General features: G+C 60.6%; 21 protein-coding genes and 1 pseudogene. 15 read left to right on the top strand and 7 right to left on the bottom strand.

All coding sequences use genetic code 11. The annotated features are described in order from the left end of the window. The first annotated feature begins 114 nt into the window (after nt 1-114). From PG892_RS01490 to PG892_RS01445, 10 genes and pseudogenes are all read left to right on the top strand, one after another. Nucleotides 115-1,326 (top strand): threonine synthase, encoded by a 1,212-nt coding sequence (locus PG892_RS01490; RefSeq protein ID WP_223933076.1) that lies wholly within the window; start codon nt 115-117, stop codon nt 1,324-1,326. Next, on the top strand, nt 1,323-1,988 hold the full coding sequence (locus tag PG892_RS01485) for an amino acid ABC transporter permease (protein WP_223933078.1): 666 nt from the start codon (nt 1,323-1,325) through the stop codon (nt 1,986-1,988). Before PG892_RS01490 ends, PG892_RS01485 begins: the two co-directional genes overlap by 4 nt. Before the next feature lie 74 nt (nt 1,989-2,062). Next, on the top strand, nt 2,063-2,725 hold the full coding sequence (locus PG892_RS01480) for an amino acid ABC transporter permease (protein ID WP_223933080.1): 663 nt from the start codon (nt 2,063-2,065) through the stop codon (nt 2,723-2,725). Then, nucleotides 2,722-3,482, top strand: a pseudogene (locus PG892_RS01475) (amino acid ABC transporter ATP-binding protein). The gene PG892_RS01480 and the pseudogene PG892_RS01475 overlap by 4 nt, the downstream one beginning before the upstream one ends. Continuing rightward, nucleotides 3,479-4,315 carry a transporter substrate-binding domain-containing protein gene (locus PG892_RS01470; protein ID WP_223933084.1) on the top strand — a complete coding sequence of 279 codons (837 nt, stop codon included), beginning with the start codon at nt 3,479-3,481 and terminating at the stop codon, nt 4,313-4,315. Before PG892_RS01475 ends, PG892_RS01470 begins: the two are co-directional and overlap by 4 nt. Nucleotides 4,316-4,534: 219 nt before the next feature. Then, on the top strand, nt 4,535-5,794 hold the full coding sequence (locus PG892_RS01465) for an MgtC/SapB family protein (RefSeq protein ID WP_042879655.1): 1,260 nt from the start codon (nt 4,535-4,537) through the stop codon (nt 5,792-5,794). Between the two features lie 89 nt (nt 5,795-5,883). Then, the gene (locus PG892_RS01460) at nt 5,884-6,474 is read left to right on the top strand and encodes a sugar O-acetyltransferase (RefSeq protein WP_045522233.1); all 591 of its coding nucleotides are present in this window, start codon (nt 5,884-5,886) and stop codon (nt 6,472-6,474) included. Next, entirely contained in the window at nt 6,471-6,809 is a 339-nt protein-coding gene (locus tag PG892_RS01455; RefSeq protein ID WP_223933120.1) for a DUF1294 domain-containing protein, read from the top strand. Before PG892_RS01460 ends, PG892_RS01455 begins: the two co-directional genes overlap by 4 nt. Before the next feature lie 94 nt (nt 6,810-6,903). After that, entirely contained in the window at nt 6,904-7,116 is a 213-nt protein-coding gene (locus PG892_RS01450) for a hypothetical protein (RefSeq protein WP_041211694.1), read from the top strand. Nucleotides 7,117-7,316: 200 nt separating this feature from the next. Beyond that, the gene (locus PG892_RS01445) at nt 7,317-7,778 is read left to right on the top strand and encodes a hypothetical protein (RefSeq protein WP_223933086.1); all 462 of its coding nucleotides are present in this window, start codon (nt 7,317-7,319) and stop codon (nt 7,776-7,778) included. 73 nt (nt 7,779-7,851) lie between these two features. Here the strand turns inward: PG892_RS01445 and PG892_RS01440 are convergent, their stop codons facing one another. Beyond that, the gene (locus PG892_RS01440; protein ID WP_223933088.1) at nt 7,852-8,493 is read right to left on the bottom strand and encodes an FMN-binding negative transcriptional regulator; all 642 of its coding nucleotides are present in this window, start codon (nt 8,491-8,493) and stop codon (nt 7,852-7,854) included. 429 nt (nt 8,494-8,922) lie between these two features. Here PG892_RS01440 and PG892_RS01435 point away from each other — a divergent pair, with 429 nt between their 5' ends. The 3 genes from PG892_RS01435 (at nt 8,923) to PG892_RS01425 (ending at nt 11,043) form a co-directional block, all read left to right on the top strand. After that, nucleotides 8,923-9,627, top strand: a complete 705-nt coding sequence (locus PG892_RS01435; RefSeq protein ID WP_216987112.1) for a tetratricopeptide repeat protein — start codon at nt 8,923-8,925, stop codon at nt 9,625-9,627. A 245-nt stretch (nt 9,628-9,872) separates the two neighbouring features. Next, a complete protein-coding gene (locus PG892_RS01430) occupies nt 9,873-10,304 on the top strand; it encodes a hypothetical protein (protein ID WP_216987113.1) in 432 nt (143 codons plus the stop codon). A 16-nt stretch (nt 10,305-10,320) separates the two neighbouring features. Next, a complete protein-coding gene (locus PG892_RS01425; protein ID WP_216987114.1) occupies nt 10,321-11,043 on the top strand; it encodes a hypothetical protein in 723 nt (240 codons plus the stop codon). Between the two features lie 113 nt (nt 11,044-11,156). On the opposite strand, the gene argH is transcribed toward PG892_RS01425, so the two are convergent. From argH to argC, 5 genes are all read right to left on the bottom strand, one after another. After that, complete coding sequence (argH, locus tag PG892_RS01420; RefSeq protein ID WP_223933091.1) at nt 11,157-12,542, bottom strand: argininosuccinate lyase; 1,386 nt, start codon at nt 12,540-12,542, stop codon at nt 11,157-11,159. A 202-nt stretch (nt 12,543-12,744) separates the two neighbouring features. Next, a complete protein-coding gene (locus PG892_RS01415) occupies nt 12,745-13,980 on the bottom strand; it encodes an argininosuccinate synthase (protein ID WP_010675687.1) in 1,236 nt (411 codons plus the stop codon). 56 nt (nt 13,981-14,036) lie between these two features. Further along, complete coding sequence (locus PG892_RS01410; RefSeq protein WP_010675688.1) at nt 14,037-14,954, bottom strand: ornithine carbamoyltransferase; 918 nt, start codon at nt 14,952-14,954, stop codon at nt 14,037-14,039. A 25-nt stretch (nt 14,955-14,979) separates the two neighbouring features. Next, nucleotides 14,980-15,759, bottom strand: a complete 780-nt coding sequence (gene argB / locus PG892_RS01405; RefSeq protein WP_010675689.1) for an acetylglutamate kinase — start codon at nt 15,757-15,759, stop codon at nt 14,980-14,982. 23 nt (nt 15,760-15,782) lie between these two features. Continuing rightward, on the bottom strand, nt 15,783-16,790 hold the full coding sequence (gene argC, locus PG892_RS01400; RefSeq protein WP_201922328.1) for an N-acetyl-gamma-glutamyl-phosphate reductase: 1,008 nt from the start codon (nt 16,788-16,790) through the stop codon (nt 15,783-15,785). 261 nt (nt 16,791-17,051) lie between these two features. On the opposite strand from argC, the gene argE reads away from it, so the two are divergent. Together argE and ppc are read left to right on the top strand one after the other, a co-directional pair. Further along, entirely contained in the window at nt 17,052-18,197 is a 1,146-nt protein-coding gene (argE, locus tag PG892_RS01395; RefSeq protein WP_039040568.1) for an acetylornithine deacetylase, read from the top strand. A gap of 213 nt (nt 18,198-18,410) precedes the next feature. After that, nucleotides 18,411-21,044: a phosphoenolpyruvate carboxylase gene (ppc, locus tag PG892_RS01390; RefSeq protein ID WP_128344062.1), complete on the top strand. Its 2,634-nt coding sequence runs from the start codon at nt 18,411-18,413 to the stop codon at nt 21,042-21,044. Between the two features lie 323 nt (nt 21,045-21,367). On the opposite strand, the gene PG892_RS01385 is transcribed toward ppc, so the two are convergent. Continuing rightward, a partial coding sequence (locus tag PG892_RS01385) for a transposase (RefSeq protein ID WP_270825091.1) occupies nt 21,368-21,816 on the bottom strand: 449 nt, incomplete at its 5' end.

The raw sequence follows: 21,816 nt of genomic DNA, 5'->3' as shown, positions 1-21,816 counted from the left end.
GGAGCCATATGAATTTTTTCGCTTAAGTTTGCCGCTTTATTTTGTTTGTTATCCGGCCCTTGGGTCACAGGATGGAATAAGACACCAGCCAACGTGAGCCATTCAGGATAAAGCATGCCGTACAGCTACCTATCACATCTGCGTTGCAGCAAGACCGGCGAGATAGTGGATGCCGATCAGCCCCAGCAGTTGAGCCCGGTCGGTGCCCCCTTGCTGGCCAGTTACGACCTCGAGGCCCTGAAACAGGCCTGGCACCCGGCCGCGCTGCTGGGGCGCCCCGCCAGCCTGTGGCGCTACCACGAGCTGCTGCCGGTGCGCGACCCCGCCCAGGTGATCACCCTGGGGGAAGGCTTCACCCCTCTGCTGCCCCTGCCCGCTTTCGGCAAACAGATCGGCATTCCGGATCTCTGGATGAAGGATGAGAGCATCATCCCCACCGGTTCTTTCAAGGCCCGCGGCGCCGCGGTCGGCGTCTCCCGCGCCCGGGAGCTCGGCATCACCCACTTCGCCATGCCCACCAACGGCAACGCCGGGGCGGCCTGGGCGCTCTATGGCGCCCGCGCCGGACTGCGCAGCACCATAGTCATGCCCCAGGCGGCCCCCGCCATCACAAGACTGGAGACCTCGCTGGCCGGTGCCCGCCTCTATCTGGTGGACGGCCTCATCAGCGACGCCGGTCGCCAGGTGGCCGAGGCGGTGGCCGAGCAGGGGCTGTTCGATGCCTCCACCCTCAAGGAGCCCTATCGCATCGAGGGCAAGAAGACCATGGGGCTGGAGATCGCCGAGCAGCTCGGCTGGACCCTGCCGGACGTCATCCTCTACCCCACCGGCGGCGGGGTCGGTCTCATCGGCATCTACAAGGCGCTGCGGGAGTTGCAGGAGCTGGGCTGGGTGCAGGGACCGCTGCCGCGACTGGTGGCGGTGCAGGCGAGCGGCTGCGCCCCCATCGTCCAGGCCTGGCAGCAGGGGGAGCGCGAGTCGCGCTTCTGGCCCGACTCCCAGACCCTCGCCTTTGGCATCAACGTGCCCAAAGCGCTGGGGGACTTTCTGGTGCTGGACGCCCTCTATCGCACTGAGGGATGCGCCGTCGCGGTGGATGATAGCGCCATCCAGCGCGAGATCCGCCAGCTCGCCGCGCGCGAAGGCAGCTTCGTCTGCCCGGAAGGGGCGGCCGCCTTCGCCGCCGCCCGCCAGCTGCGGGAAGCGGGCTGGATACGGGGGGGCGAGCGGGTGGTGGTGCTCAACACCGGCGCCGGCATCAAGTACCCGGACGCCATCACGGTCGTGCCCCAGCGGCTGCGCCGCGACGGGAGGATCCCGGCATGAGCTTCGACTGGTCCTTTGTTCTCACCACCCTGCCGGCGTTCGGCCAATCGGTCTGGGTCACCTTGCAGCTCGGCGCCATCGTGATCCTCACCTCGCTCATCGTGGCGCTGCTCAACGTGACGCTGCAAAGCCTGCACAAGCCCTGGCTGAACGGGGTGATCCGCGCCTATGTGGAGCTGGCCCGCAACACGCCGCTCTTGATCCAGCTGTTCTTTCTCTACTTCGGGCTGCCGGCGCTCGGCATCTCGCTCTCCGGCTTTGCCACGGCAGTGATCGCCATGACCTTCCTCGGCGGCGGTTACCTGACCGAGGCGCTGCGTGCAGGCGTTCAGGCGGTCCCCCCCAGCCAGCTGGAAGCGGGCCGGGCCATCGGCCTCTCCCGCTGGCAGCTGCTGCGCCACGTCCAGCTGCCCCAGGCCTGGCTCGCCAGCCTGCCGGCGCTCTTTGCCAACTTCATCTTTCTGCTCAAAGAGACCACGGTGGCCTCGGCGGTGGCGGTGCCGGAGCTGCTCTACACCACCAAGAACTACATCGCCCTCTACTACAAGACCTACGAGATGCTGGCGGTGCTGACCTTGATGTGCGTGCTGATCTTTCTGCCGCTATCCCTCGCCCTGCGCGTCGTTGAAAGGAGGCTGCAACATGGTCAGTTCGGTCATTGAAAAACTGATGCAGACACCTATTGTCCAGCTGCTGCCGTCACTCGCCACTCATGCACAAGAAGGGAGGGATCACTATGGCCAGTCAGGTCACTGAACAGTTGGCGCAGGCGCTGCCGCTGCTGGCGGTGGGCGCGGGTCAGACCCTCGCCATCTCGCTGCTCGCCATCCTGTTCGCCACCCTGGGCGGGGTCGGTTACGGCGTGCTGGCGCAACAGGGAGGCCGGTTGGTTCGGGGGCTGCTGCAGGTGTATCTGGAGCTGTTTCGGGTGGTGCCCGTGCTGGTCTGGCTCTACCTCTTCTTCTTCGGGCTGCCGATCTTCTTCGGCCTGGACATCCCGGCCTTCTGGTGCGCCGTGCTGGTGCTGGCCCTGTGGGGCGCCAGCGAGGTGGGTGAAGTGGTGCGCGGCGGTCTCAAGTCCCTCGCCCGCGGCCAGCAGGAGGCCGGGCTGGCGCTCGGGCTCTCCCGCTGGCAGCTCTATCGCCACGTGCTGCTGCCCCAGGCGCTGCAACGGCTGACGCCGCCGACCATCAACATCTACACCCGCATCATCAAGACCAGCTCGCTGGCGGTGCTGATCGGGGTGGTGGAGGTGATCAAGGTGGGCCAGCAGATCATCGAGCGCACCTATGGCTCGCTGCTTATCTACGGCCTGCTGTTCCTGTTCTTTTTTCTGGTCTGCTATCCGCTCTCGCTCGCCTCGCGCCGGCTGGAGCAACAATGGGGTAATGCGGTATGACACCTCTGCTTGAACTCAATGTCGTCAGCAAACAATTCGGCCAACACCGGGTACTGGACGGGGTCAGCCTCACGGTGAAGCCCGGGGAAGTGATCGTCATCCTGGGGCCGAGCGGCTGCGGCAAGAGCACCTTGCTGCGCACCCTCAACGGGCTCGAACCCATTCAGGGGGGCGATATTCGCTTCGATGGAGAGAGGCTGGATGCCAGTACCGACTGGCAGCGGCTGCGCCAGCGGATCGGCATGGTGTTCCAGAGCTATCACCTCTTCCCCAACCTGACGGTGCTGGAGAACGTGCTGCTCGGCCCCCTTCAGGTGCAAAAACGGGAGCGGGCCGAGGCCTTGCTGCAGGCGGAGCAGCTGCTGACCCGCATCGGCCTGTGGGAGCGGCGCCACGACTATCCGCGCCAGCTCTCCGGTGGCCAGCAGCAGCGCATCGCCATCGTGCGGGCCCTGTGCATGAACCCCCAGGTGATGCTGTTTGACGAGGTGACCGCTGCGCTGGATCCCGAGATGGTGCAGGAGGTGCTGGAGGTGATCCGGGATCTCGCCGGCAGTGGCATGACCCTGCTCATCGTCACCCACGAGCTGGCGTTCGCCCAAGCGGTGGCGGATCGCATCGTCTTCATGGACGGCGGCCACATCCTGGAGCAGGCCGCCCCCATCAATTTTTCGACAATCCCAGGAGCCAGCGTGCCCGCCAGTTCCTCGCCAAGTTTTCTTATACAACTGTCAGCAAACGAAAGGAGTCAGCATGAAGATAATTACCTCGGTCCTGTTTAGCGCCCTCATCGGCCTGGGCCTCGCCAGTGGCGCCGCCCAGGCAGAAGACGGCTCCCTCGCCAAGATCAAGGCCCGTGACAAGCTCATCGTCGGCGTCTTCACCGACAAGCCGCCGTTTGGCTATGTGGACGAGAAGGGCAACTACGTCGGCTTTGACACCGATCTCGGCCGCCGCTTCGCCAAGGATCTGCTGGGGGACGAGAACAAGGTCGAGTTCGTGGCGGTGGAGCCCGCCAGCCGCATCCCCTTCCTGCAGAGCGACAAGGTGGATCTCATCCTCGCCAACATGACTGTGACCCCGGAGCGGCGGCAGGTGGTGGACTTCACCAACCCGAACCTCAAGGTCGCGGTGCAGGTGCTGGTGCCGGAAGGCAGCGACGCCAAGCAGCTCGACGATCTGGCCGGCAAGCGGCTTATCGTCACCACCGGCACCACGGCCGACATCTGGCTGACCCGCAACCACCCGGACTGGAAGGTGCTCAAGTTCGAGAAGAACACCGAATCCCTGCAGGCCCTGGCCCAGGGCCGTGGCGACGCCTATGCCCAGGACAACCTGGTGCTCTTCAGCTGGGCCAAGGAGAACCCGGGCTATCGGGTGCTGCCAGAGAAGCTGGGCTCGGAAGACCCCATCGCGCCGGCGGTGAAGAAGGGCAATATCGAGCTGCGTGACTGGGTCAACGACCGTCTCGCCAAGCTGGGGGAAGAGAAGTACCTGCTCAAACTCTACGACCAGTATGTGCGCGATCGCTTAAGCGCCGATACCGATCCCAACGACGTGATAGTGGAAGGAGGCAAGTGGCAGGGTTGAGCCCTGCCCCCACAGCAGTGCTGAGCGTGAAGTGTGTGATCTTTGGTTCCGTTGGTCTGCAAACCGCAAGGTTTGACCTTTCCAGGCGCCCCCTCCAGGTGGCGCCTTTTTTTGTTTGCAAGACCCCGGCAGACGGGACACCAGCTCTGTGAGCCAGCTCCCCCTGCCCCGGGATGCCCTGTGCCATCCTCACTGAAACGGCAGCGGGAGGAGAAACCCATGTGGATAGAGGCGGAGCCCGTCTACGGCGCCCTGGTGTCCCTGGCCATCGGGCTCATCATCGGGCTGGAGCGGGGCTGGCAGGTGCGCCAGCTCGGAGACAACCAGCGCATCGCAGGGATGCGCACCTATGGCCTCATCGGTCTGCTCGGCGGGGTCTGCGCCCTGCTGCTGCCCACCCTGGGCGCCTGGCTGGCCCTGCTCGGTCTGCTGACCGTGGTGACGGGGTGCGGCCTCTCGGTCTGGCTGGCCCAGCGCTGGCAGGGGGAGTTCGGCCTCACCAGCTCGGTAGCCATGGTGCTCACCTACCTGCTGGGGCTGATGTCGGTGCTGCAGAGCCCGAGCGAGGCAGTGGCCTGCGCCGTGCTGGCGGCCCTCCTGATGGGGCTCAAGGGCAAGATCCAGCAGGGAATGCTGTTCTTGAGCGAAATGGAGTTTCACGCCACCCTGCGCTTTCTGCTCATCTCCCTGGTGCTGCTGCCGGTGCTCCCGGATACCGAGATGGGTCCCCTCAATGCCTTCAATCCCTTCAAGATCTGGCTCATGGTGGTGGTGATCGCTGGCATCTCGTTCTGTGGTCACTTTGCGGTGCGCCTGCTCGGCACCCGCTCCGGGCTGGTGCTCACCAGCATGCTGGCGGGGCTCGCCTCCTCCACCGCCCTCACCCTGCAATTTGCCCGCCTCAACAAGGAGCAGGGAGGGCTGGAGCGGCTGCTGGCCACCGGCATTCTGCTGGCGGGAGCCACCATGTGGCTCAGGCTGCTGGCACTGGTGCTGATCATCCACGGAGAGCTGGCGCTGCGTCTGGCCGCCCCCCTGCTGCTGCTGGCAGCCATCGTCTACGGCTTTGCCTTCTGGTTCTGGCGCCAGCGGGAAGAGATGCCGGACGGCCCGGTACAGCCCGAAACCCGCAACCCGCTGGATCTCGCCACCGCCATCAAGTTCGGTCTGCTGCTCGCCCTCATCGGCTTCATGGCCACCCTGCTGCAAAGCAAGGTGGGCAACTCCGGGGTCTATCTGCTGTCGCTGGTCTCCGGCATCACGGACGTGGACGCCATCACCCTCTCCCTCTCCCAGCTCGCCCAGAAGGAGCTGGCCCTGGAGGTGGCAGCCAGGGGCATACTGCTCGCCGGGCTGGTCAACTCCCTGGTGAAAGGGGTGCTGGCACTGGTGATTGGCGGACGCAGCCTGGGACGGCGGGTCTTGCTCCCCTACCTCGTCTCCATCCTGCTCATCCTGCCCCTTGTCCTGATGACATGATGACGGGGATCACCTGACGGGCCCGGCACTCTGACACCCCCTTCCCTTGTCGCGTATACTGCCCCCTCTTGCAGCAGGAGGAGATAACCATGGCAAGCGACTGGGACAAGGTATTGGCGGGGGGCGCCCTGGACAGCCAGAGCGAGGAGATAGCGAACGACCGCATTCGCGGCCAGGCGCTGCTGAGCCGACTCAACGCCTCACCGGCGGGGGATCACGTCCTGCGCCAGCAGATCTGCCGCGACCTCTTCGCCCACTGTCCCGACTCCTGCTGGATCAGCACCCCCTTCACCTGCGAATTCGGCCGCAACATCCACATCGGCGAGAAGACCTTCTTCAACTTCAACGTCACCATACTCGACGTGGGCGAGGTGCATATCGGCAACCATGTGCTGCTGGCCCCCAACGTGCAGATCTACACCGCCACCCACACCATGGACTATCTGGAACGACGCAACTGGACCGCCTACAACAAGCCGGTGCGGATCGGCGATGACTGCTGGATTGGCGGCGGGGCCATCATCTGCCCAGGCGTCACCATAGGGCCCCGCTCCATCATAGGGGCTGGTGCCGTGGTCACCCGGGACATCCCGGCAGACTCCCTGGCGGTGGGCAATCCGGCCCGGGTGATCCGCACGTTAAGCCCGGACGAGACCCGGGATCCGGCGTGCCTGTCATGATGGTGCTGGCCCTGCTGCCTTTGGGTTGGGCAGGCTGGCTCGGCGCGCACGATGCCAACTGGTGGCCGCTGGCCCTGATCCTGCTGATGAGCCTGCTGACCCTGGCTGCCTACGCCTGGGACAAGCGCCAGGCCATTCGTGGCGGCTGGCGCGTCCCCGAGGCCCGCCTGCACCTGCTTGAGCTGTGCGGCGGCTGGCCCGGCGCCCTGGTCGCCCGCCAGTGGCTGCGCCACAAGACCCAGAAAGGGAGCTACCGCCTGCGGTTCTGGGCCATCGTCTGGGGGCAGTTGCTGCTGCTCGGGATCTGGCTCGGCTGGCCGCTCTGGCCGCTCTGAACAACCAGGCGGGCATTGCCGCCCAAGGTCGGGTATGAGACAACGACAGCGCGGGAGACAGATCCTCTCGTTCAAATCTTGAAAGGAGTCATTCATGACCATGTGGACAGGTATCGTCCTGATCGTCTTTATCAGCGTGTCGTTCAGCTATCTCACCAAACGCGCCCGCTACCAGATGGGGGATGCCCGCATTACCGACCGTCTCGGCAAGCAGGACATGATCATCAAGGAGTTGCAGGAGCGCATCGCCAATCTGGAGGCCATCGTCATCGAAGAGGAGAAGCGCCGCCCGTTCAAGGAGCTCTGATCCGGCAAGCCGGGCGGCAAACCGGCCAGCCCCCGGGCTGCAAGGGTTTGCCGCCGCCCCCGTTCGCACCCGCTCGCCCCCCGCCTGGCAAAAACGAAATTCACAGCAGGATCAATCCCCTGCCATTTTTCGGTTGAATGATCGCCAAGCTGGCCCACTCCCTGCTCCGTCATGACATCAGTCGTACGGAGAGTGACATCATGATCGCCATCGGCACCCTGCTTCCCCTCGCCTCCCTTGCCATCAAGCTCGGCAGCAAGCTGCTGGGCGACAGCACGCCGCCCGCCCAGACCGAGCCTGCCGTGCAGGAAGAGCACCTTGCCCCCACGGTGCAGAGCCTGTTCCAGCGCCTCGGCATCCAGGAGGCTGACAGCGAGCAGAACCGCCCCGCCATCAACCACTTCATGGGGGCGCTGATGCAGACCCTGGGTCAGGAATCCTCGGGCCAGTCGCTGCCCCAGGCCATCGATGCCGCCCGCACCCAGTTGGCAGACGGCACCCAGAGCACCCGCCTCGACGCGCTGCAGAGCGAGCTCGACACCCTCAAGGGCTCCCTTGGCAACAGCGACCTCAACCTCGATCAGCTGCTTTATGCCTTCAAACAGACACTGCCCCAGGGCCCGAGGGAAGGCGTCGGCCAGTTGCTCAATGCCAGCGCGTGAGCGGGAGTGGAACCATGAAAAACGGCAACCAGACGGTTGCCGTTTTTGTCGGGCCGAATCTCAAGGTGTCACGCTAGGGCTGTGAAGGAGGCGGGCTCAGCATGGCGCCGGCCAGTGCGGTCTGCCCGCGCTCCTGCAGGGCATTGGCCGCTCCCAGGCGATCCGCCGCCTCCTTGTTCTGACCCAGCTTGAACTTGCCGACCAGCCGCTCAATCTCGATCTCTATGCCCACCACAGCCTGCACCATGGTCTCGAGATAGTCTCTCGGTGCATCCGCCATCTTCCAGGGGCTGGGCTCTGCAGCCTCCTGGGTGCGGGTCAGGGTGGCGAGCAGGCGGCGCACAAAGCGCGCATCGTCCCGCACCCGGATGCGACCGTGGGCGTGCACCACCGCATAGTTCCAGGTCGGCACCTGCTTGTGGTGTTCCTGCTTGCTCGGATACCAGTTGGGGGAGATGTAGCCGTCGGCAGCCCTGAAGATCACCAGCACCTCCTGGCCTTCTGTCACCTCCTGCCAGAGCGGGTTGTTGCGGGCCACATGGGCACGCAGGACGCCATGCTCCCCCTCCCCGACATCGAACTCGAACTCGAACGGCAGATGGTTGGCATCGAGCCCCGACTCGCCATGAGTGATCAGGGCCCCCAGGGGTTGGGCCCGGATCAGCTGGTGCAGCATTTCGGGATCGGTGACGGCGAAATGGGGTGGCAGGTACATAAGGGCTCCTTGAGCGAGGCATTGGCTTCCATGCAGAAGCCCATTCTTGCGCAATCGGGATCCGCAGGCGATGGCAAAGACATAAAAAAATAGGGACTTATCCCTCTTGGTATCATCCTGTTTGATGATCAGTCGCGCTTGACCAACCACTGTTCGGCGGCGACAAGGGTAGCTTCGATCTGCTCGCGGATGACGCAAACCCTAACAGTTATGAACATAAAATCATATTAATCAACACGTTAGAATGACTTCATCGTTGACGAAAATCGGACTAGGTTGATAGGTTTCCATTTGATATCCTTTGCTTATTGAGAGCAGGCAATTTCATGCTCTCTTCCATTCTTTTATACCTATATTCTCTCGGTCCCGCCCTTGGTCAGGCTAAGGACCCCACTATCCAGTCAAGTCGTCCAGATATAGGAGCTTGCTATGTTTATTGCAGATAAAACAGCCAAAAAACTATCACATGCGCACTATTTCCTGGGTCAAAAATGCGCATCTGGCCAAGGTATAGAACAAAGCTATCGTCTGGCATATCATCACTACCATAGAGCCGCCGCCGCAGGGCATCTCGGCGCTCAATACGAATTAGGATTGCTATATTTATCTGGCCTAGGTGTCACACAAAACACGGCCAAGGCCGCAACTTGGTACAAAAAATCCGCCATGCAAGGGTATGGCGAAGCACAATTATCCTTAGGTAAACTTTACCTCTCTGGCAGTGGTGTACCTCAGGACGACGAGCTGGCATATTACTGGCTGAGCAAGGCTGCAGCACAAGGAGTAAGGGAAGCATTATTGCAATTATGGAAAATAACCGAGAAGGACATTCCCCCTCCAGGATTCGATCTAGATAGTATGATTTCATATTACGAGTTGGATGACCTGGATGATCCCGACGTTCAATTTTGGCTGGGGATTCAAGCATCTTGTTTTATATACAGTCAGAGCACTCTCTTACAGCCAGCAACTTGGTTTAGTAAAGCAGCCAAACAAGGGCACCGATCTGCACAATATCGACTTGCTATTCACTACGCCCTTGGTCTTGGTGTTTCACAAAGCTCTTCTAAGGCTGATTTTTGGTATCATCAAGCTTCAACTCATGACAGTAGCCCGACATGGCAGCAGCTTTAATATATAGGCTCGTTAACAATCAGAACAATAAGCGATATCCAAAAATTTAGCGGCCAATAGCAAAAGAGTACAGCGATTACTCTCAATGCGCTCACTCAGCTGCCTTTGTCAAAAGCACTTCCGAGTATAAATTTATTTTTGTGGAGGAAATCACGCTTTTACACTAAAAATAAAACACAAGTAGCCAAGATATGCATTGATGCGGCTTAAGATTATAAATCCCCCCCCCAGAAAGAGGACTATTTATGACTAAAGTAATCAGTAATCCGACAGTCATCATTAAACGAGGGACGCTCACTCCTGCTATTGAGATCGATCTCGACAGGATTACAGGACTGTATGCCAATGGGGGGTGGAATCAACTTGTTCAGTCATTCACTGCAAAATGGATAAAGCAACATCGTGTTACTGGTCCTGCTACCATATGGAAATTTGACACCTTTAGTATCTCATTTGGCCACCCGGGATACTCTGTTTTTATCGCGCAGTTTGGTCTTCCTGATTCATATCTTGAGGCATTACTGGATTATCTCACTGAAGAATTTGGGACCAGCGTTCGCTTGTCTGATTTTGTGCAACCCAGTTTACGAGAGGGGTGGGAGCCAAGAATACATATTCAAAACAATGAAGCATGGCAACAGGAAGACGAAATAGAGTGGTCAATGATTAACAGCTAATAAAAATGGATAAAAAATGAATAACATTGCTCTTCTTATCGCTGAAGCACCATGGTTTTCCCCAAAAGAAAATCATTCTCAAGCAAGCTGCACATCATATTTTCATGGTGTAAAAAGTATTGTTAATGGAAGACTAAATGAAGGAAAACTAAATATTTATGACTGTTCATTCTATGATGCAAAGTCTCTTGAGTATGCTGTTCAGCATTTAGTAAACACTAGTGAAAATAGACAGATAATGTATTTAGGAGCACATGGCGACGGTAATAGAATAGCAAAAGCCTCTCTAAAAAAAGTAAGTGAAACAATAAAAACAAATGGGAAAAACATTAAGGGGTTGATAATTAGCTCTTGCTGGGCAGCAAAAAGCAACACTCTTGAAGAGTCAATGGGATGGTCTTATAACATTGGCGAGCGAGCAGCTATAAATGAAAATTATGGTCCAAACTGGGTCTTTAGCTACAAAGTTCCCGTCTCTTGGTTTTTCTCTGCGATGATTGAAACATCAATTGTAAAAGTGTTCTCTGAAATATACATACGAAACCCTCAGCAATTAAATTCTAAAGCAGGGATTTTAAGTGCATTCTCCGAAGCACTCGGCATATTTGATCATTCTGCCATGTTAGGTTTTGACGATAACTTTAACTATGTTATTCCATTGAAAGACAGTATTAGAATTTGGGTAAGGGCTCAAGGGGCTCGAAACCCTCAGGATGCAACAATGGAGTTTTTTCGCTAAAATATTATGACGAATGTTAAATATATATTCAAGCTCGCTACTAATAACACTAGCACCATTAAAAATGGCAACCATTGGTTGCCATTTTTTATACACAGATACCCAACCAGCGATTAACCCGCCCGCTTGGCCAGCCAGGTTTCGGCGGCGACCAGTGCGCCTTCGATCTGCTCGCGAGCGACGCCCCCCTTGGCGACCCGCTTGGCCAAGGTCGCCTCCAGCTCCAGGTTCGGGTAGACATCCTCCCCTACCACGGGGCTGAAGCGCTGGAACTCGGGGAGGGAGAGCTCTTCCAGGGGCTTTTTCACCTGGATCGCATAGACCACGGTCTCGCCGACGATATGGTGCGCCTCGCGGAACGGAATGCCCTTGGCCACCAGATAATCCGCCAGCTCGGTGGCATTGGCGTAACCGCCCTGGGCCGCCGCCTTGGTCCGCTCGCCATTGACCTTCAGATCGATCAGCACCAGCGCCGCCATGTCGAGGCAGTCGTGCCAGGTGTCGAGGGCGTCGAACAGCCCCTCTTTGTCTTCCTGCATGTCCTTGTTGTAGGCCAGGGGCAACGCCTTGAGGCTCATCAGCATGCCCATCTGGGCGCCGACCACCCGGCCGGTCTTGCCACGAATGAGCTCCAGCGCGTCCGGGTTCTTCTTCTGGGGCATCAGGGACGAGCCGGAGGTGACGGCGTCAGACAGCTCGACAAAGCCCGCCTCGCCGGTGTTGTAGAAGATAAGGTCTTCGGCAAAGCGCGACAGGTGGGTCATGGAGAGGGACGCCACGTGCATCAGCTCCACCACGTGATCCCGATCGGACACCGAATCCAGGCTGTTGCGGGTAGCGCCGGCAAAGCCCATGTCGAGCGCCAGGGCTTCGCGGTCGATGGCATAGGCGGTGCCCGCCAGGGCGCCGCAGCCGAGCGGGCTGGTGTCGAGGCGCTTGAGGGCATCCTGCAGACGGGAATGGTCCCGCTCCAGCATCTCCACATAGGCCAGGGCCCAGTGGGCGTAAGTGACCGGCTGGGCCCGCTGCAGGTGGGTGTAACCGGGCAGCACCGCGGCCTGGTTGGCACGGGCGGAGGCCACCAACCCCTGTTGCAGGGCGGTAATGGAGGCGAGCAGCAGTTCACCCTGTGCCTTGCACCAGAGTTTCAGGTCGGTGGCGACCTGATCGTTGCGCGAGCGACCGGTGTGCAGCTTCTTGCCAAGGGCGCCGACGGCGTCGATGAGCTGGCTCTCGACCCAGGAGTGGATGTCTTCGGCATCCGAGCTCAGGATCTGCTCGGGATCCTGCTGCACCGAGGCGAGCAGTACCTCCATCGCCTGCTGCAACTGAGCCTGCTCACCCTCGGTCAACACCCCCACCTTGACCAGCGCTTTGGCCCAGGCCATGGAGCCTTGAATATCCTGCTCCGCCAGACGGTAATCGAACCGCAGCGAATCGTTGAACTGCTTGAACCGGCTATCGGCTCCCTGACTGAAGCGTCCACCCCAAAGTGCCATACTGCTCTCCTTGAATGCGTTGTCGGCGGCGCCTTGCGCCGTCGAACTTGAAATCTTGCCCTGTTTTTCTGCGAGCCTGTTATCTCACAGAAGCGGCCAGAGCGCAGCCGCTCTTGTCACACCCGATGAGGATGGCAAAGGGCCTCTCTGCCTGTAAAAGAGGGGGCCATGCCCCCTCGTATCAACGGGTGATAGCGCTTGCTTAGCCGTGGGTATGGTCGCCACCGATGGCTTGATGCTGCTCTTTCATGGCGCGGATCCGGCTCGCCAGGGTGTAGAGACGGATGAAGCCTTCGGCATGGCTCTGGTCGTACACTTCGTCGGCACCGAAGGTGGCGAAGTCTTCGGAGTAGAGGCTGTTCGGCGACTTCTTCTGCACCGCGGTGACCTGACCCTTGTACATCTTCAGCACCACTTCACCGTCGAGCTCCTCGGCGATGGCGTTGGCGGAGGCGACAATGGCCTTGCACAGCGGGGTGAACCAGCGACCGTCATACACCAGGTGGGAGAACTCGGCACCCAGCTTTTCCCGCCAGGCGCGGGTCGGTCTGTCCAGTACCAGCTCTTCCACGGCGCGCAGTGCGGCAACCATTACGGTACCACCCGGGGTCTCGTAGCAGCCACGGGACTTCATGCCCACCATCCGGTTCTCGGTGATGTCGATCCGGCCCACACCGTGCTTGCCGGCACGCTCGTTCAGGGTGGTCAGGATCTGGTGCGGGCTGAGCGGCTGGTCGTCAACGGCGACCACTTCGCCCTTGGCCACGGTCAGCTTGACGTATTCCGGCTCGTTCGGGGCATCCTCTGCAGAGACGGTCCACTGCCAGACGGCTTCGGACGGCTCGTTCCAGGTGCTCTCCAGCTCGCCACCCTCGGTGGAGATGTGCCAGGCGTTGGCGTCGCGGCTGTAGATCTTCTTCAGGGTCGCCTTGCAGGGGATGTTGCGGGCTTCCAGATAGGCCAGCAGATCTTCCCGGGAACGCATGTCCCACAACCGCCACGGGGCAATCACTTTCAGTTGGGGAGCCAGGGCAGCTACCGCCCCTTCGAACCGCACCTGGTCGTTGCCCTTGCCGGTGCAACCGTGGGAGATGGCATCAGCCCCTTCCGCCAGGGCAGCCTCGACCATCGCCTTGGCGATCACCGGACGGGCCATGGAGGTGCCCAGCAGGTAGGTACCTTCATAGACTGCACCGGTCTTCAGGGTCGGGTAGACATACTCTTTGACGAACTCTTCCCGCAGATCCTTGACGATGCACTTGACCGCGCCGGAGGCGATGGCCTTCTGCTCGATCCCTTCCAGATCGTCACGCTCCTGGCCCACGTCGGCAACGAAGGCGATGATTTCAGCGTCATAGTGCTCCTTCAGCCAGGGAATGATGGCCGAGGTATCCAGTCCGCCCGAGTAAGCCAGTACGATCTTGTTGATTCCGCTCATTTACTTCTCTCCGTGATGATTCGATAAAAAGGGGTGATTCCGGGTCGGTTGCCGGATTACTTCTGGCCCTGTCCGAACAGGGTCAGCAGCACGGCGTTCTGGATATGCATCCGGTTTTCTGCCTCATCCATGATGAGGGAGGCTGGGCCGTCCATGACCTCCGAGGTGATCTCCAGCTCCCGGTGGGCCGGCTGGCAGTGCAGCACGTGCTGGATGCCGGTCCGATCGAGCAGGGCCTGGTTGATCTGATAAGGCATGAAGATATCTTTTACCTGCTCCATTGGTGTGTTGTCACCCATGGAAACCCAGGTATCGGTATAAACCACGTCAAAGCCTTCGATATCCGCGACATCATCGCTGATATGTATGGTCGCGCCAGATTGAGCTGCCAGCGCCTGGGCCTGCAGGAAGATCTGGGTATCCGGGCCATGACCTTTAGGGCAGACCAGGGTCACGTCGGTGCCGAGGGTCGCCCCCAGCAGCAGCAGGGAGTGGCTCACGTTGTTGCCATCGCCGAGATAGGCCAGCTTCACCTTGGACAGATCGCTGTAGTGCTCGCTGATGGTCATGAAATCCGCCAGCCCCTGGCAGGGGTGGTAGAGGTTGCACAGGCTGTTGACCACAGGCACCGAGCCGAACTCGGCCAGCTCGACCAGAGTCTGGTGATCGAACACCCGGGCGACGATGGCGTCACACCAGCGGGACAGGTTGCTGGCGAAATCCTTCACCGACTCCCGCTTGCCGAGCGCCCCGTTCTGCTGATCCAGATAGACACTGTGACCACCCAGTTTGGCGATGCCGATGTCGAAGGTGACCCGGGTACGCAGGGAGGGCTTCTCGAACAGGGTGACCACGCTCTTGCCCGCCAGGGCCTGGCTGTATTTCTTCGGATCGGCCTTGACCGCTTTGCCAAGCGCCAGCAGCGCCTCGATCTGGGCCTTGCTTAAATCACTGTCTTTCAGAAGATGTTGCATCGGATTGTCCTTTTCCCGGTGGAGATCAGAGGGTGACCTGGGTGCCGACCGCGCCGCCAGCCAGCAGCTTGAGCAGCTGATCCGGGTAGCGCCAACTGGCGACACAGACCGGCTTGCCCAGAGTTTCGGCGGCGTGCAGGGCGGCTTTCACCTTGACGGCCATGCCGTCCGTGATAACTCCCTTCTCCATCAGGTCCAGCGCGCTCTGCTTGTCCAGTTGCGGCACCAGCTTGCCCTTGCCATCCAGAATGCCGCTCACATCCGACAGCATCACCAGATCGGCGCCCAGCGCTTCGGCGATGGCGGTGGCCGCCTGATCCGCATTGACGTTCATCATCTGTCCGTCGGCGGTAATGCCGATGGAGCTCACCACCGGCAGGAAGCCCTGCCCCAGGATGCCGGCCACCAGCGCCGGGTTGCCGGGTTTGCAGTCACCGACCGCACCGAGATCCGGATCGAGCTGGGTCACCTGGCACAGACCGCCGTCGGCGAGGCACAGACCCACAGCAGGAATGCCGGTGGAGATGGCCTTGGCCATCATCATCTTGTTGGCGGTACCGGCCAGGGCACCGGCAATCACGGGGATCTGCTCGAACGGGGTCACCCGCAGGCCGTTCTTCTTGGTGGAGGTCATGCCCAGCCCCTTGAGCAGGTCGTCCACCAGGCAGCCACCACCGTGCACCAGCACCAGAGGACGGTGCTGATCATCCAGGAAGGTCTTCAGGGTGGCGAACAGGGCGGTCAGGGCCTCGTCGTTCTCGATCAGGGCACCACCCAACTTGATTACCAGCGTCTGCTTGTCCATCTTCTCGATCCTTTCTTAAAGCGTTAAATCAGGCCGGTGGCCGGTTCAAAACCAAACTTGATATTTATGCACTGCATGGCTTGCGAGGCGGCCCCCTTGAGCAGGTTGTCGATGGCAGAAACCACCACCAGCATGTTGCCCTGCTGCTGCCAGGCGATGTCGCAGTAGGGCGTGCTCGCCACGCCGCGGATGGAGGGCATCTGGCCGGTGAGGCGTACCAGGGGCTTGCCTTCGTAGGCCTTGAGGTAGGCCTGATCCACCTGGGTCGGCGTCACCCCTTCCGCCAGTTGCACATAGATGGTGGCCAGGATGCCCCGCACATAGTTGCCGAGGTGGGGCTGGAACAGCACCTCCTTGCCGAGGTGGTGGCTGATCTCCGGCTGGTGCCTGTGATTGAAGGTGCCGTAGGGATTGAGGCTCACTTCGCAGAAACTGGTGTTGATGGCGGCCTTGCGACCGGCCCCGGAGACGCCGGAAACCGCATTGATGATGGGCTGCCATCCCTGAGCAATCAGCCCGGCCTGTTGCAGCGGCTTGAGGGCGCACAGGGAGGCGGTCGGGTAGCATCCCGGCACGGCAATCAGCTGGGCGGCCTTGACGGCATCGGCATTCCACTCGGCCAGACCGTAGACGGCCTGCTCCAGCCACTGCTCATTCTCGTGAGTGAAGCCGTAGAAGGAGGAGTAGAACTGCTGATCGTTGACCCGGAAGGCACCGGAGAGATCGAACACCGGCAACCCCTTGGCCAGGAACTTGGGCGCGAGTTCTGCACTCACCTCGTGAGCAGTAGCCAGCACCACCAGATCGGCCTGGGTCAGGATCCGGGTCATGCCGTCTTCGTCCAGGGGCAGCAGCGGCTGATCCAGCTTGCCCACCCACTGGGGATGCAGGGAAGAGAAGCGCTTGTGGGCGTCCTGGCTGCCGGCGGAAACATAGAGGCCGAACAGCTCGAGTTGTGGATGGTTCTGGATCAGAGCGGCCAGTTCGGCCCCCGCGTAGCCACTGGCACCGACGATAACGGTCTTAAGCATGTTTGAGTATTCCAAGTCTGGGTTCGAAATTCACAGCATGGTGCTGCGGTGCAAGGGGTCGGCTATCGCCCCTTTGATGCAACGAGTGCGGAGGGGCAATTCAGGCGGATATGCGTCGTCGGTTACAGATCAGGTGACAGAACATTAACTTTCCCTTACAACTAGAGGCCTTGTCGATGAGCACTCGAACAGAATATTCATGCACTCACTTTGCATTTGTATTTTCTAACAGAAACACTCCGGGGACGCAAGGAGGAGCTGATGGCCAAACTGGATTTTTTTTCACTTTATAAGAATATTATTGCGATTCCCTCTATCAGCAGCACGGATACTCGCTGGGATCAGAGCAACGAGGCGGTGATCCGGCTGCTGGCCGACTGGTTCGGCCAGCTTGGGTTCCAGTGCGAGGTCACGGCCCTGCCGGATCTGCCGGGCAAGTTCAACCTGGTGGCGACCTATGGTCAGGGAGAAGGGGGGCTGCTGCTCGCGGGTCACACGGATACCGTTCCCTTCGATGAAGGAGCCTGGACCAAAGACCCCTTCAAGGTGACCGAAGAGGGCAACCGCCTGTACGGGCTCGGCACCATCGACATGAAGGGCTTCTTCGCCTTTATCGTGGAAGCGCTCAAGGAAGTCGACCTCAAGACCCTGAGCAAGCCGCTGCGCATCCTGGCCACCGCCGATGAAGAGACCACCATGGCCGGGGCCCGCGCCATCGCCGCCGCAGCCGAACTCAAACCCGATTACGCGGTGATCGGCGAACCCACCGGGCTGGTGCCCGTGGTGGCCCACAAGGGCCACATGTCGGAAGCCATTCGCATCACAGGCCGAAGCGGCCACAGTTCGGATCCCGCCAACGGCGTCAATGCCATGGAGATCATGCACAAGGCCATGGGTCAGGTGCTAAGGCTCCAGCAGGATCTGAAGGAAAAGTACGCGGATCACCGTTTCGCCGTGCCCCAGCCCACCCTGAACCTCGGCTACATCCAGGGGGGCGACAGCCCGAACCGCATCTGCGGCTGCTGCGAGCTGCACATCGACATGCGTCCCACCCCGCAGGTGGGTCCCGACGAGCTGATGGGCATGCTGAAAGAGGCGCTCTCCCCCATCGAGATCCACCAGCCCGGCTGCCTGCACCTGCAGCACCTGCACGAACCCATTCCGGCCTATGCCTGCCAGGATGACTCCGAGCTGGTGCGGGAGGCGGAAAAGGCGAGCGGCCGGGCCGCCGAGTCCGTGAACTATTGCACCGAAGCCCCCTTTATCCAGCAGCTGGGTTGCGAGACCATAGTGATGGGCCCAGGCCATATCACCCAGGCCCACCAGCCCGATGAATACCTGGATCTGTCGTTCGTCAAACCGACCACGGCGGTGCTGCAGCACCTGATCCGGCGCTTCTGCGTCTAGCCAAATAGGGATGTAAGTAAGTTACATGACAGGCGCCTTGGGACAGGTGAGGGAAATACATGTTCTGAATCGGCTTGTTATTTGACCTTGCGCAGACAATCTGGGTAGATTGTCCCCCTAAGATGACGGAGCATATGTTGTAATCGCACAACAATAAGTGAGGTCGCCTCCCGCCTGGAAGGTCAGGAGGCACCAACAAAATAAGGATGTGGAATGAACGAAAAGTACGCCGCACTACGGGCCAACGTAGGCATGTTGGGCCAACTGCTGGGTAAATCCATCAAGGATCATCAGGGGCAGGCCTTCCTCGACAAGATTGAGACCATTCGCCAACTGGCCAAGTCTTCCCGCAAGGGGAACGAGGCTGACAGAGAGCGCCTGCTCGACACCCTGCGTACCCTCTCCGATGACGAACTGCTGCCCGTGGCCCGTGCCTTCAGCCAGTTCCTCAACCTAGCGAACGTGGCGGAGCAGTTCCACACCATCTCCCGTCGCTGCGAAGAGCAGGTCTGCACCCCGGACCCGCTGGAGCAGATGTTCGACAAGCTGAAAGCCTCCAACCTGTCCCAGGAGGCCATCATCCAGGCCGTGCGCGAGCTGGACATCGATCTGGTGCTGACCGCTCACCCCACCGAGGTGACCCGTCGTACCCTGATCCACAAGCACGTGCAGCTCAACGACTGCCTCGAGGCCCTGGAACTCTCCGATCTGCTGCCCCGCGAGCGGGACAAGATCCAGAGTCGCATCGAGCAGCTGGTCAACCAGGCCTGGCACACCAACGAGATCCGCGAACAGCGCCCGACCCCGGTGGACGAAGCCAAGTGGGGCTTCGCCGTGGTGGAAAACAGCCTGTGGCCGGCCATCCCCGAATTCATGCGCAATCTGGACGAGCGCCTGCAACACCATCTGGGTGTGCGGCTGCCGCTGGATGCCGCGCCGGTCAAGTTCACCTCCTGGATGGGCGGTGACCGCGACGGCAACCCCTTCGTCACCGCCAAGGTGACCGCCGAAGTGCTGGAGCTGGGCCGCTGGATGGCGGTGAGCCTGTTCTACAAGGACATCAAGGAGCTCACCTCCGAGCTCTCCATGGCCGATTGCACCGACGCCGTGCGTGCCCGGGTCGGCGACAATCCCGAGCCCTATCGCGCCCTGGTGCGTGAGCTGCGCGAGCAGCTGCGCGAGACCCAGGAGTACCTGACCGCCAAGGTACAGGGCCAGGCGAGCGAGAGCCGGGATCTGGTCAAGAGCACCGCCCAGCTGCGCGAGCCCCTGGAGCTCTGCTACCACTCCCTGCACGCCTGCGGCATGGGCAACATCGCCGACGGCATGCTGCTGGACGTGCTGCGCAAGCTGGCCTGCTTCGGCATCCACCTGGTCAAGCTGGACATCCGTCAGGATGGCGAGCGTCACGGCCAGGTCTTCTCCGAGCTGACCCGCTACCTGGGTGTGGGCGACTACGCCGAGTGGAGCGAAGAGGACAAGCAGGCCTTCCTGCTGCGCGAGCTGAACTCCCGCCGCCCCCTCATCCCGAGCGACTGGGATCCCAGTGCCGAGACCCGCGAGACCATCGACACCTGTCGCGTCATCGCCCAGCACGACCCCGATGCGTTCGGCATCTACATCATCTCCATGGCCGGTGCCCCGTCCGATGTCTTGGCGGTCCAGCTGTTGCTGAAGGAAGCTGGCTGCAAGTTCCGCATGCCGGTTGCCCCGCTATTCGAGACCCAGGAAGACCTGATGGCGGGCACCGCCGTGATGGAACGCCTGCTGTCGGTGGACTGGTATCGCGGTTACATCCAGGGCCGTCAGTACGTGATGATCGGCTACTCCGACTCCGCCAAGGATGCGGGCATGATGGCCGCTGGCTGGGCCCAGTACGCCGCCATGGAATCCCTGGTGGCGCTGGCTGAAGCCAACAACATCCGTCTCACCCTGTTCCATGGCCGCGGCGGTACCGTCGGCCGTGGCGGCGCCCCCGCCCATCAGGCGATCCTCTCCCAACCCCCGGGATCCCTGCGCGGCGGCCTGCGGGTCACCGAACAGGGGGAGATGATCCGCTTCAAGTTCGGCTTGCCGAAGGTGGCCATCCAGAGCCTGAACCTCTACACCAGCGCCGTGCTGGAGGGGAACCTGCTGCCGCCGCCCAAGCCGAAAGAGAGCTGGCGCGCCGTGATGGAGCAGCTGGCGTCTGTCTCCTGCGATCACTACCGCAGTATCGTGCGCGGTCACCCGGACTTCGTGCCTTACTTCCGCGCCGCCACCCCGGAGATGGAGCTCGGCAAGCTGCCGCTCGGTTCCCGCCCCGCCAAGCGCAAGCCCAACGGCGGTGTCGAGAGCCTGCGCGCCATCCCCTGGATCTTCGCATGGACCCAGAACCGGCTGATGCTGCCGGCCTGGCTCGGCGCCCACAAGGGATTGCAACAGGCCATCGACGACGGCCAGAAGAGCGTGCTGGACGAGATGAGCCGCCAGTGGCCCTTCTTCCGCACCCGTCTCGAAATGCTGGAGATGGTGTTCCTCAAGGCCGACCTCTGGCTCGCCGAGTACTACGACACCCGTCTGGTACCGGAAGAGCTGTGGGGCCTGGGCAAGCAACTGCGTCAGGAGCTTTCCGACTCCATCGAAGTGGTGCTGAAACTGCGCCCGCAGGGCGACCTACTGGACGATCAGCCCTGGATCAAGGAGTCCATCAAGCTGCGCAACCCCTACACGGATCCGCTGAACGTGCTGCAGGCCGAGCTGCTCAACCGCTCCCGCAACCATCCTGAGACCCTGCATCCCGAGCTGGATCAGGCGCTGATGGTCACCATCGCCGGTATCGCGGCAGGCATGCGCAACACGGGTTGACAGGCGGGCTATCCAGCCTCCTTCCAGCCAAAGGGCGCCCACAAGGCGCCCTTTTTATGTCTGTCGTGGTGTGCCCTTTCCCGTCAGGAGAGAGACCAGGGTGCAATACCGCCCCATCCTCCCCCCGAGGTTGTGACCGCCAAGGCTGAAATAGCACTCAATTGACAACCAAAATAATATCGCCTCGTCACAGGGATATTTAGCCTCGTATTAAGCCTTGTCAGCCTTGTTCGGGCTGGGATACTCTCGTTGCCTGACAGTGTCAATAATGAGAGCTTTGCATGTTAAAGTCTGTTGCTGGCAATCAACGCATTTATTTAGGTTCATCGCGGCTTTCCGGGGAAGGCCGCCTTGATTTTCAGAAAAAAGTATTCTGAGTCCCTAAATCCATATGCCATGCGCTTTATCACTTTGATCTTGTTGTTCACCCCTTCCAGCACACTCGTGTGCATCGGGTAGTTTGCACTCGCCAGGATCCCCCGCATATATTTCGATAAATTTCGACCAAATCGTTGCAGCGGCGCTAGCCCGCTTTCCTTCACCTGCCGCATCCAGCTCCGCCATCGTCGCCATCCTTCCCACACGCTCGGCGCATACCAGATGCCCTTCAACGCCTCTTTCAGCACGTACACCATCGCCAGCGGTTGATTCGCCGCCAACAGCTCCTGCAACTTCACATCCTGTTTTTCACTCAGCTTCGCCCGATTACGTAGCAGCAACCAACGCGCACTTTTGACCACTTTTCGCGCCGGTTTATCGCTTTTCAGTGCAT

This window comes from Aeromonas sp. QDB68, from assembly GCF_027707405.1.
Lineage (GTDB): Bacteria > Pseudomonadota > Gammaproteobacteria > Enterobacterales > Aeromonadaceae > Aeromonas > Aeromonas caviae.
The sequence above is the reverse complement of the archived record's forward strand: the minus strand, read 5'-3'. Positions and strand labels throughout refer to the sequence as shown.